This window comes from Yokenella regensburgei (assembly GCF_051486985.1).
GTDB lineage: Bacteria > Pseudomonadota > Gammaproteobacteria > Enterobacterales > Enterobacteriaceae > CBFFRJ01.
The window spans coordinates 91296-101431 of the sequence record NZ_JAHVDV010000018.1 but is presented as its reverse complement, the minus strand read 5'-3'; the positions used below and the strand labels follow the sequence as shown (position 1 = coordinate 101431).

Genomic DNA, 10136 nt, shown 5'->3' with positions numbered 1-10136 from the left:
TAGTGACGGATTTCGGTATCGTATTCAACGTGAGAGGTGTTGATGGTGATACCACGTGCTTTTTCTTCCGGCGCGTTATCGATCTGATCGAATGCACGAGCCTGGCCACCGTAGGTTTTGGACAGAACGGTAGTGATTGCAGCAGTCAGGGTAGTTTTACCATGGTCAACGTGGCCGATAGTACCGACGTTGACGTGCGGTTTTGTACGTTCAAATTTTTCTTTAGACACGGCTATATTCCTTACTATAGTGCCCCCTCTCTGAGGGGACACGGGACTTTTGGTTTTAACCCTGCGGCTTATTTACCACGGGCTTCGATTACGGCCTGAGCAACGTTGTTCGGCGCATCATCATACTTCAGGAATTCCATAGTATAGGATGCACGACCTTTGGTCAGAGAACGCAGCTGAGTTGCATATCCGAACATTTCAGACAGCGGAACTTCAGCGTGGATCTTAACGCCAGTTACTTCGGATTCCTGACCGCGCAGCATACCGCGACGACGGCTCAAGTCACCAATCACGTCACCGGTGTTCTCTTCCGGAGTCTCTACTTCAACCTTCATGATCGGCTCAAGCAGAACTGGTTTCGCTTTCTTAAAGCCTTCTTTAAAGGCGATAGAAGCGGCCAGTTTAAACGCCAGTTCAGAGGAGTCAACGTCATGGTAAGAACCGAAGTGCAGACGAATACCCATGTCTACAACCGGATAACCAGCCAGCGGACCAGACTTCAGCTGCTCCTGGATACCTTTATCAACGGCAGGGATGTATTCGCCAGGAATTACACCACCTTTGATGTCGTTGACGAACTCGTAACCTTTCGGATTTGAGCCCGGCTCCAGCGGGTACATGTCGATCACAACGTGACCATACTGACCACGACCACCAGACTGCTTAGCGTGTTTACCTTCAACATCGGTAACTTTCTGACGAATCGCTTCACGGTAAGCAACCTGCGGTTTACCTACGTTAGCTTCGACGTTGAATTCACGTTTCATACGGTCAACGATGATATCCAGGTGAAGTTCACCCATACCAGCGATGATAGTCTGGTTAGATTCTTCATCAGTCCATACGCGGAATGACGGGTCTTCTTTCGCCAGACGGCCCAGAGCCAGACCCATTTTTTCCTGGTCAGCTTTGGTTTTCGGTTCTACTGCGATGGAGATTACCGGCTCAGGGAATTCCATACGCTCCAGAATGATCGGGTGATCCGGGTTACACAGGGTGTCACCAGTAGTCACGTCTTTCAGACCGATTGCAGCAGCGATGTCGCCCGCACGAACTTCTTTGATCTCTTCACGTTTGTTAGCGTGCATCTGAACGATACGACCGAAACGCTCACGTGCAGCTTTCACGGAGTTCAGTACGGTATCACCAGAGTTAACCACACCGGAGTAAACGCGGAAGAAGGTCAGGTTACCCACGAACGGGTCAGTTGCGATTTTGAACGCCAGTGCAGAGAAAGGTTCATCATCGCTGGCATGACGCTCAGCCGGAGTATCTTTACCATCATCCAGCATACCGTTGATTGCCGGTACGTCGGTCGGTGCTGGCAGGTAATCAATTACCGCATCCAGCATTGCCTGTACGCCTTTGTTTTTAAACGCAGAACCACAGGTAACCAGAATGATTTCGTTGTTCAGAACGCGCTGACGCAGCGCTTTCTTGATTTCTTCCTCGGTCAGCTCTTCGCCGCCCAGGTATTTTTCCATCAGCTCTTCAGAGGCTTCAGCAGCGGACTCGATCAGGTTCTGGTGCCATTCGTCAGCCAGGTCCTGCATGTCAGCCGGGATATCTTCGTATTCGAAGGTAACGCCCTGATCGGCTTCGTTCCAGTTGATGGCTTTCATTTTCACCAGGTCGATAACACCGGTGAAACCTTCTTCAGCACCAATTGCCAGCTGCAGCGGAACAGGGTTCGCGCCCAGACGGGATTTGATCTGACCAACAACTTTCAGGAAGTTCGCACCCATACGGTCCATTTTGTTAACGAACGCGATACGTGGAACTTTATATTTGTTTGCCTGACGCCATACGGTCTCAGACTGCGGCTGAACACCACCAACTGCGCAGTAAACCATTACCGCGCCGTCAAGAACACGCATGGAACGTTCAACTTCGATGGTGAAGTCAACGTGCCCTGGGGTGTCGATGATGTTTACGCGATGCGGTTCATACTGTTTGGCCATACCAGACCAGAAGGCAGTAGTCGCAGCGGAAGTGATGGTAATACCACGTTCCTGCTCCTGTTCCATCCAGTCCATGGTAGCGGCGCCGTCGTGAACTTCACCGATTTTGTGGTTAACACCGGTGTAGAACAGAATACGTTCGGTAGTCGTGGTTTTACCGGCGTCGATGTGCGCACTGATACCGATGTTACGGTAGCGTGCGATAGGTGTTGTACGAGCCATTTTATTCCTCGTTTATTGCATTAGGCGTTCAGTTAAGTTACCCAGAACGGGCGCCTCATCTGAAGCGCCCGCCTGGTGACTATGACTCCGAAGGGATTACCAACGGTAGTGTGCGAACGCCTTGTTGGCTTCTGCCATACGGTGAACGTCTTCACGTTTCTTAACTGCAGTACCTTTGTTATCTGCAGCGTCAGAAAGTTCGTTCGCCAGGCGCAGAGCCATGGATTTATCACCGCGTTTACGAGCAGCTTCAACGATCCAACGCATTGCCAGGGCATTACGACGAACCGGACGAACTTCAACTGGAACCTGATAAGTAGAACCACCTACACGGCGGGATTTAACTTCTACAGTCGGGCGAACGTTGTCGAGAGCAACTTCGAACGCTTCCAGTTCATTTTTTCCAGAACGCTGAGCCAGGGTCTCCAGCGCGCTGTATACGATTGCTTCTGCAGTAGATTTTTTACCATCTACCATCAGGATATTTACAAATTTAGCCAGCAGTTCTGATCCGAACTTAGGATCCGGCAGAATTTTACGCTGACCAATGACGCGACGACGTGGCATGGAAATACTCCGTTGTTAATTCAGGATTGTCCAAAACTCAAAGAGTTTAGTTTGACATTAATATAAAACGTTTGGCCTTACTTAACGGAGAACCATTAAGCCTTAGGACGTTTCACGCCATACTTGGAGCGTGATTGCTTACGGTCTTTAACACCGGAGCAGTCAAGCGCACCACGAACGGTGTGGTAACGAACACCCGGGAGGTCTTTTACACGACCGCCACGGATCAGGATCACGGAGTGCTCCTGCAGGTTGTGACCTTCACCACCGATGTAGGAAGTCACTTCAAAACCGTTGGTCAAACGAACACGACATACTTTACGCAGTGCGGAGTTCGGTTTTTTAGGAGTGGTAGTATATACACGAGTACATACGCCACGTTTTTGCGGGCATGCTTCCAGCGCAGGCACGTTGCTTTTCGCAACTTTGCGTGCACGTGGTTTGCGTACCAGCTGGTTAACTGTTGCCATTAAATAGCTCCTGGTTTTAGCTTTTGCTTCGTAAACACGTAATAAAACGACCTCATATAATATGAGGACGCAGAATTTTATGGCTGTGCTCAAAAGGTGTCAAGAAATATACAGCGATCCCGGGTCACCAACGCATCTGGGTCTCATGTTTTAGCGTCAAACCAACGAAGTCAGTATAGCTAACCCTGACGGCGCTGCTCGAAATTTGACCAGACAGGCCGCGCGCGTCAACATCTTCACCAAGTACATGCACCGTTATGGGGGCATTACGCAGTAACTCAAGGTAGCGCCCTCCTTCCAGTGCTGCGATCACGCCGTCAGAGAGCAATAAGAGATCATCCCCTTCTCGCAGGGTGCGCAGCAATGTCGTCATATCACATTGCCAGGGCGAATGAGCCAGAGTGTGCAACATAAACGCCTCAAAACGTCATCACGACATCGTAATCGTTCAGTTTGTTACGCAGTGCGTCAGGTTCCAGGCGCTGCACTGGTAACACAAACGGCGTCGCCTCATTCAGGCCGCGCTCACGCATGGATGCCTGACAAACCCAGCACGCTTCGATGTCATACAGAGGAAGAACTTTAAAGGTAGCGATGTAATCGCGCGCCAGAATGGCGCCGGGTTGCTGACCCGCAACCACCTGAAAAACACCATCACCCATGAAAAATACGCCGATATCCTCGGTGAAGGCAGACGTTGCCATTAAGGCATCCAGGCCCTCTCGTCCGGCAGTCGTTCCGTGCGGCGCAGAAGTAAAGATAAACGCAATACGTTTCATTAGAATTGCACCATGCGATCGCAGGTTAACGCAGCCTCAGCCAATGCCCCCAGCCCGGAGAGCAAAAACCCCGCCTGCAGGTTAGCTGCCGGAAGGCCCTGTTGCTTCGCCTCATTCTCGTCGGTCACACCTCTGCGCAGCGCAGCGGCCACGCAGATATGCAAGGCAACCTGGTGGTCGTGGTTCAGGCGTTGCCAGGCGCGAACCAAATCAAACTCATCGCTGGCAGGGGAGGTCAGCGCATTAGCATTGCTGACGCCCTCCTGATAGAAAAAGATACTCTCCAGCTCATGGCCGCTATCCAGCACCGCGCGGGCAAACTGATAAGCGCTACTGGCCTGCTGGCTGCCATAAGCCGGACCGGTGACCATAAGAGCAAAACGCATTAACGCTCCTGCCCGGAAAAATCACCGCTTTTGAACTGACGGATATAGAGATACACCGTGTGTTTAGAAATGTTCAACCGATCCGCAACCTGGTTTATTGCATCTTTAATGTCGAAAATCCCTTTCTCATACAGGTTCAGAACGATTTGACGATTTTTCGCATTGTTAGATACGTTGCGGTCGGCATTGACTTCTTCAATGGTAAATTCCAGCGTCTGCGTCACCAGATCCTCAACTGAGGAGGCAAAGTTAACGGCTGAGCCGGGGTCCGGAGTTTCTGGCGGAATAAACGTATTCATGATTTGTGAGAATGGCACGTCAAGGTTCATGTTGATACACAACAGCCCAATGACACGATGATCACGATTGCGGATAGCAATAGTCACGGATTTCATTAAGACGCCGCTTTTCGCGCGCGTGAAGTAACATTTTGAGACGCTACTGTCCGCACCGGTCATATCATGCAGCATACGCAATGCAAGGTCGGTAATCGGCGAGCCGATTTTACGCCCGGTGTGTTCGCCGTTGGCAATACGAATGGCGGAACATTTCAGATCCTGCAGGGAGTGCAAAACGATTTCACAGTGAGAACCAATGAGCATCGCTAACCCGTCCACCACTGCTTCGTAAGATTTCAAAATATCGAAGTCAGTCTGATCGAAAGGACGTTGATCCAGTAAATCAAGTTCACTGGTTTCGTTGGTTAAAAGCGACCTGGACATGAAAAAAAACACTCCTTTTCAGGAGCCTGTCGTTAAGTTTTCAGGGCAGGCTCGACATAAACACGAAGAACTAAATTAATACAGCGTAGGTGACGCTTTCCAGAATTATATCCTTACTGCAATAAAAAAACCGCCGCCCTTAAGGCGGCGGTTTTCATCACTGTTATTTTTTGGCCGCATCGGCAGCTTTATCACCCGCCGGGGCGGCTGGCGCGGCTGGCGCCGCATCGGCTTTTGGTGCCGGCTTAATATCCAGCAGTTCTACGTCAAAGACCAGCGTAGAGTTGGCCGGAATGCCCGGAACGCCGTTTTTACCGTAAGCCAGGTCTGGCGGGATAGCCAGCTTGATTTTTCCGCCTTTCTTGATGTTTTTCAGGCCTTCAGTCCAGCCCGGGATAACACCATCAAGACGGAAGGAGAGCGGCTCACCACGGGTGTAAGAGTTATCAAACTCTTTACCGTCGATCAGCGTACCTTTGTAGTTAACTACCACGGTATCGCTATCTTTCGGTGCTTCACCCGTTCCCTCTTTCTCTACCTGATAGACCAGGCCAGTAGAAGAGGTTTTCGCGCCTTTTTCTTTGGCAAAGGCTTCACGGTAGGCTTTCCCTTTGGTTTCGTTCTCAACTGCATCTTTTTCCATTTTTTCCTGCGCAGAGGTCTTCACGCGGGTTTCAAAAGCTTGCAGTGTCTGCTCAATTTCCTGGTCAGTGAGTTTGCTCTTATCAGCAAAGGCATCCTGAACACCTGCGATCAGCTGAGCTTTATCCAGTTTGATACCGAGCTTTTCTTGTTCTTTAAGAGAGTTTTCCATGTAACGGCCCAAAGACGCACCCAGTGCATATGCTGATTTCTGGTCGTCATTTTTAAAGGTCGATTTGGCGTCAGCGGCGGCTGCTGGAGCCTCTTTAGTTGCCGTTTCAGCAGCAAAGGCAAGCGGCGCATTCAGTGCAACGGCCATTGTGGTCGCCAACAGCGTGACTTTAAACAGTGATTTCATCCATTTCTCCAGGGCCGGGGCCTCTCGCCCCAGGTTTTAAACGTAAATGAGGAACGTACTATAAAACGTTGCGGGACAAATCAACATAAGGACGCCCCCTGAATTCGACAGTTTTCAGACTATTTTTGTTTAAATTAGTTTCGCCCACCCCGCTTAATGCTGCAGATGATGAGAAAGTTCAGTAAAATCCGCCGCTCCAGCGGTAATCGCGCCAGAAATTGAATGAGGTGAAGTATGCAAGATTTAACACTGGAAGCGCGTCTGGCAGAACTGGAAAGTCGACTGGCCTTTCAGGAAATGACCATTGAAGAGCTTAATCAGACGGTTATCGCCCACGAGCTTGAGATGGCGAAACTGCGCGATCTCATGCGCCTGGTGACAGAAAAATTGCAAGCCAGTCAGCCGTCACATCTTGCCTCGCCGTCTGAAGAGACCCCACCGCCCCATTATTGAGACGTAAAAAAAGCGGGATATCCCGCTTTTTTATTATCAACCGTCAGACAGACCGGAAGATTAGTGGCAACCGCAGCCGCCGTTGCCGCCGCAACCACCTTTACCGTGGCTATGGCCGTGGTCGTGATCGTGGTCATGACCGTGTCCACCGCAGCAACCATCGTGACCGTGGTCATGATCGTGATCGTGGCCATGAGCGCCATGCACGTGACCGTGAGCCAGCTCTTCTTCCGTTGCTTCGCGGATTGCCACGACTTCAACGTTGAATTTCAGGTTCTGGCCCGCCAGCATGTGGTTACCATCAACCACAACGTGATCATCTTCAACTTCGGTGATTTCTACCGGTACCGGGCCCTGGTCGGTTTCTGCCAGGAAGCGCATGCCAACCTGCAGTTCGTCAACGCCCATGAACACGTCTTTAGGAACGCGCTGCACCAGGTTCTCGTCATATTGACCGTAAGCGTCGTTTGCACCTACAGCAACGTCAAATTTGTCGCCAACTTCATGACCATCCAGCGCGTTTTCCAGGCCGGAAATCAGGGAACCGTGACCGTGCAGATAGTCCAGCGGCGCACTCACCGGAGACTCATCAACCAATACACCGTCTTCTGTACGTACCTGATAGGCCAGGCTGACCACCAGGTCTTTTGCTACTTTCATGATATCTCCTGAGCGTGGGAAAATTGCTGGCGCAGATTGTATCGGAAATCCGCACCCGTGTACCCTTTAGCTTAAAAAAACTCTGGGTATATCGCTAGTCGGGATGAAAGATCCCGATAACTTGTTCCTCTTTGCGAACATGATCGCGTGCATTTTTATCCGCTTCACGCATCTGATGACCACACTTAACACACTCAACAATATCAACATTATTTTCGCGCCACATCGCCATTGTGTCTTGCGCGTTGCAGGACGGACAGACCGCCCCGGCAATAAAACGTTTACGAATTGCCATACATTTCCCCTTACTCGAACTCGTCCCACCCATCCAGCTGACGACGTTCCTGTTGCATTTCACGCTGGAAAATCTCTTCCAGCTCGCGTCGTGCTTCCCTGACGCGGGAAATCTGCGACGTATCGGTATGTACCGGCATCAACTCACGCAGCATACGCATATCCAGACGGCGGAAATGCAACTGCGCACGATGCGCCTGATGGGGATGGACTCCCAGCGAAATCAGCGTCTTGCGTCCAAGTTCCAGCGCACTCGAGAAGGTTTCGCGCGAGAACTGAGTGACGCCCCGTTGTAATAGCTCGTGAGCTTCTACACGCCCCCGGGCACGCGCCATGATGTTAAGATGAGGAAAATGCTGCTGACAGAGCTCCACCACCCTCATCGTATCCTCAGGCTCATTACAGGTGATGACAATGGACTGAGCCGCCTGCGCACCGGCTGAACGCAGAAGCTCCAGCTGCGTGGCATCCCCGTAATAGACCTTATAACCATACTTACGCATCAGATTAACGGCACTGATGTCGCGCTCCAGTACAGTGATGCGCATCTTATTGGCCATCAGTAAGCGACTGATGACCTGCCCGAATCGACCAAACCCCACCACAATCACCTGCGGTTGATCGTCCTCCACCCACGGCGCTTCATCTTCATCTTCGGCGGTGTTGAACTGGCGTGAAAGCAGCCGGTCAATCAGCTTCATCAGGAGGGGAGTGGTCATCATCGACAAGGTGACCGTCACCAGCAGCAGTGCCATCTGATCGTCATGAAACAGGCGCTGTGAAGAGGCCGAAGAGAAAAGCACGAAAGCAAACTCTCCCCCCTGGCTCAACACCCCGGCAAACTGCATTCGCTCAGCGCTACGAAGGCCGTACAGGCGAGCCAGTACATACAGCACCCCTGTTTTCACCACCACCAGCACCGCCACGCTCATCAGCACCCACAATAAATGGGTATAGAGCACGCCCAGGTTAAGCGCCATGCCTACCGAGATGAAAAAGAGGCCGAGCAGCAGCCCTTTAAAAGGATCGATGGCGGTTTCAAGCTCGTGCCGATACTCACTTTCCGCCAGCAGAATACCGGCGATGAAAGTGCCCAGCGCCATCGACAGCCCCAGCGCATCCATAAACAACGCAGAGCCCAGCACCAGCAGCAGCGTTGCAGCGGTAAAGACTTCCCGCACGCCGGATCCTGCAATATAGCGAAACACCGGGCGCAGCAGATAACGGCCGCCCACGAGCATCACGGCAAAGGCCAGCACCTTCATACCGATTTTGATCCAGTCAGGATGCTCGTCGCCATTACCGGCAAGCAATGGCACCAGCGCCAGTGCCGGGATCACCGCCAGATCCTGGAACAGGAGCACCGAGAAGCCCAATTGCCCGGACTCATTGCGGTTCATGCCTTTATCCCGCATCAGTTGCAACGCCATCGCCGTAGAGGACATCGCCAGCCCAATACCGCCAATCACCGCCGCTTGCCAGGAGAACTGCGTCAGCATCAACAGCCCCGCCAGAATAGCGGCACTGAGTAAAACCTGTGCTGCCCCGACGCCAAAGATAGAACGTCTTAACGACCAGAGTTTGGAAGGATTCAGCTCCAGCCCGATGATAAACATCAGAAAGACGACACCCAGTTCAGAGAAGTGCAGGATCTCATCTACATCACTGATAAAACCTAAGCCCCAGGGACCAATAGCAATCCCTGCCAGCAGGTAGCCAAGCACCGCACCAATACCGAGCCGGGCCGCAAGCGGGACTGCCACCACGGCGGCGAAGAGAAACAGGACGCCGGCCAGCAGTAAATCTGAACCTTCCATTAAAGGCCTCCCGTCATTACGGGTGAGGCCAGCCAGTCGGCGTAAGCCCTGGCATGATTGGCCAGCTCCGGTGGTGACTGTCTGCGTGCCCAGTAGACCACAATCGGACTCATCCAGTGCATACGGCACATGGCGGCGGTGAGCTCAAAGGGACGCAGTATGTCACTCAGCGGATAGCGGTTAAGCCCGTCATAGCGGTACGCTGTTTCAGGCTCGCCGGTCGTAATAACACTTCGCCAGTACTTTCCCGCGAGTTGACTCCCTCCGGGGCCACTGGCGAATTCACGGGTAAGCACGCGATCGAGCCACTCTTTCAGCAGTGCCGGGCAACTGTAAGTATAAAGCGGATGCTGAAACACGATGACCTCGTGCTCCCGCAGTAAGGCTTGCTCCCGTGGGATGTCAATAAAAAAGTCTGGATACTGTGCATAGAGGTCATGCACGGTGACATTGTGCAGTTGCGTTGCCGGCTTAAGCAAAACCCGGTTAGCCACCGAGTCCTGTGATTCCGGATGGGCATACAGCAGCAGTACCTTCGCTGTCTGGGACATCATCCCCCTCCCGGGTATAAAACA

14 protein-coding genes are annotated in these 10136 nt (G+C 52.0%); 1 reads left to right on the top strand and 13 read right to left on the bottom strand.

Features of this window, described 5'->3' with window-relative positions; genetic code table 11:
- From KXR87_RS14005 to fkpA, 9 genes are all read right to left on the bottom strand, one after another.
- Window positions 1–230, bottom strand: a 230-nt coding sequence (locus KXR87_RS14005) for a GTP-binding protein (protein WP_437432847.1), incomplete at its 3' end; no start/stop codon positions are given.
- Between the two features lie 68 nt (window positions 231–298).
- Complete coding sequence (fusA, locus tag KXR87_RS14000; protein ID WP_437432846.1) at window positions 299–2413, bottom strand: elongation factor G; 2115 nt, start codon at window positions 2411–2413, stop codon at window positions 299–301.
- Between the two features lie 96 nt (window positions 2414–2509).
- On the bottom strand, window positions 2510–2980 hold the full coding sequence (rpsG, locus tag KXR87_RS13995) for a 30S ribosomal protein S7 (RefSeq protein ID WP_004106370.1): 471 nt from the start codon (window positions 2978–2980) through the stop codon (window positions 2510–2512).
- 95 nt (window positions 2981–3075) lie between these two features.
- Window positions 3076–3450 (bottom strand): 30S ribosomal protein S12, encoded by a 375-nt coding sequence (gene rpsL, locus KXR87_RS13990; protein WP_003023654.1) that lies wholly within the window; start codon window positions 3448–3450, stop codon window positions 3076–3078.
- Between the two features lie 124 nt (window positions 3451–3574).
- Window positions 3575–3862 carry a sulfurtransferase complex subunit TusB gene (tusB, locus tag KXR87_RS13985; RefSeq protein ID WP_437432845.1) on the bottom strand — a complete coding sequence of 96 codons (288 nt, stop codon included), beginning with the start codon at window positions 3860–3862 and terminating at the stop codon, window positions 3575–3577.
- Between the two features lie 7 nt (window positions 3863–3869).
- On the bottom strand, window positions 3870–4229 hold the full coding sequence (tusC, locus tag KXR87_RS13980; protein WP_437432844.1) for a sulfurtransferase complex subunit TusC: 360 nt from the start codon (window positions 4227–4229) through the stop codon (window positions 3870–3872).
- Window positions 4229–4615, bottom strand: coding sequence for a sulfurtransferase complex subunit TusD (gene tusD, locus KXR87_RS13975; RefSeq protein WP_437432843.1), 387 nt, complete (start codon window positions 4613–4615; stop codon window positions 4229–4231). Before tusD ends, tusC begins: the two co-directional genes overlap by 1 nt.
- Window positions 4615–5337 carry a helix-turn-helix transcriptional regulator gene (locus KXR87_RS13970; protein WP_437432842.1) on the bottom strand — a complete coding sequence of 241 codons (723 nt, stop codon included), beginning with the start codon at window positions 5335–5337 and terminating at the stop codon, window positions 4615–4617. The genes tusD and KXR87_RS13970 overlap by 1 nt, the downstream gene beginning before the upstream one ends.
- Window positions 5338–5500: 163 nt before the next feature.
- Complete coding sequence (gene fkpA, locus KXR87_RS13965; RefSeq protein ID WP_437432841.1) at window positions 5501–6337, bottom strand: FKBP-type peptidyl-prolyl cis-trans isomerase; 837 nt, start codon at window positions 6335–6337, stop codon at window positions 5501–5503.
- Between the two features lie 234 nt (window positions 6338–6571).
- Between fkpA and KXR87_RS13960 the strand changes: the two genes are divergently transcribed.
- Window positions 6572–6790 carry a protein SlyX gene (locus tag KXR87_RS13960; RefSeq protein ID WP_437432840.1) on the top strand — a complete coding sequence of 73 codons (219 nt, stop codon included), beginning with the start codon at window positions 6572–6574 and terminating at the stop codon, window positions 6788–6790.
- A gap of 60 nt (window positions 6791–6850) precedes the next feature.
- Here the strand turns inward: KXR87_RS13960 and slyD are convergent, their stop codons facing one another.
- The 4 genes from slyD to kefG all read right to left on the bottom strand — a co-directional run bounded on the left by slyD (window position 6851) and on the right by kefG (window position 10112).
- The gene (gene slyD, locus KXR87_RS13955) at window positions 6851–7450 is read right to left on the bottom strand and encodes a peptidylprolyl isomerase (protein WP_437432839.1); all 600 of its coding nucleotides are present in this window, start codon (window positions 7448–7450) and stop codon (window positions 6851–6853) included.
- Window positions 7451–7544: 94 nt separating this feature from the next.
- On the bottom strand, window positions 7545–7745 hold the full coding sequence (locus tag KXR87_RS13950; RefSeq protein ID WP_437432838.1) for a YheV family putative zinc ribbon protein: 201 nt from the start codon (window positions 7743–7745) through the stop codon (window positions 7545–7547).
- A 10-nt stretch (window positions 7746–7755) separates the two neighbouring features.
- On the bottom strand, window positions 7756–9561 hold the full coding sequence (gene kefB, locus KXR87_RS13945; RefSeq protein WP_437432837.1) for a glutathione-regulated potassium-efflux system protein KefB: 1806 nt from the start codon (window positions 9559–9561) through the stop codon (window positions 7756–7758).
- On the bottom strand, window positions 9561–10112 hold the full coding sequence (gene kefG, locus KXR87_RS13940; protein ID WP_437432851.1) for a glutathione-regulated potassium-efflux system ancillary protein KefG: 552 nt from the start codon (window positions 10110–10112) through the stop codon (window positions 9561–9563). Before kefG ends, kefB begins: the two co-directional genes overlap by 1 nt.
- Window positions 10113–10136: the final 24 nt, after the last annotated feature.

Bases quoted from the DNA above. Each gene is read 5' to 3' on its own strand.
- rpsL (WP_003023654.1), bottom strand. From the start codon at position 3,450: ATGGCAACAGTTAACCAGCTGGTACGCAAACCACGTGCACGCAAAGTT.
- tusC (WP_437432844.1), bottom strand. From the start codon at position 4,229: ATGAAACGTATTGCGTTTATCTTTACTTCTGCGCCGCACGGAACGACT.
- fkpA (WP_437432841.1), bottom strand. From the start codon at position 6,337: ATGAAATCACTGTTTAAAGTCACGCTGTTGGCGACCACAATGGCCGTT.
- tusB (WP_437432845.1), bottom strand. From the start codon at position 3,862: ATGTTGCACACTCTGGCTCATTCGCCCTGGCAATGTGATATGACGACA.
- rpsG (WP_004106370.1), bottom strand. From the start codon at position 2,980: ATGCCACGTCGTCGCGTCATTGGTCAGCGTAAAATTCTGCCGGATCCT.
- KXR87_RS13960 (WP_437432840.1), top strand. From the start codon at position 6,572: ATGCAAGATTTAACACTGGAAGCGCGTCTGGCAGAACTGGAAAGTCGA.
- kefG (WP_437432851.1), bottom strand. From the start codon at position 10,112: ATGTCCCAGACAGCGAAGGTACTGCTGCTGTATGCCCATCCGGAATCA.
- fusA (WP_437432846.1), bottom strand. From the start codon at position 2,413: ATGGCTCGTACAACACCTATCGCACGCTACCGTAACATCGGTATCAGT.
- KXR87_RS13950 (WP_437432838.1), bottom strand. From the start codon at position 7,745: ATGGCAATTCGTAAACGTTTTATTGCCGGGGCGGTCTGTCCGTCCTGC.
- KXR87_RS13970 (WP_437432842.1), bottom strand. From the start codon at position 5,337: ATGTCCAGGTCGCTTTTAACCAACGAAACCAGTGAACTTGATTTACTG.
- kefB (WP_437432837.1), bottom strand. From the start codon at position 9,561: ATGGAAGGTTCAGATTTACTGCTGGCCGGCGTCCTGTTTCTCTTCGCC.
- tusD (WP_437432843.1), bottom strand. From the start codon at position 4,615: ATGCGTTTTGCTCTTATGGTCACCGGTCCGGCTTATGGCAGCCAGCAG.
- slyD (WP_437432839.1), bottom strand. From the start codon at position 7,450: ATGAAAGTAGCAAAAGACCTGGTGGTCAGCCTGGCCTATCAGGTACGT.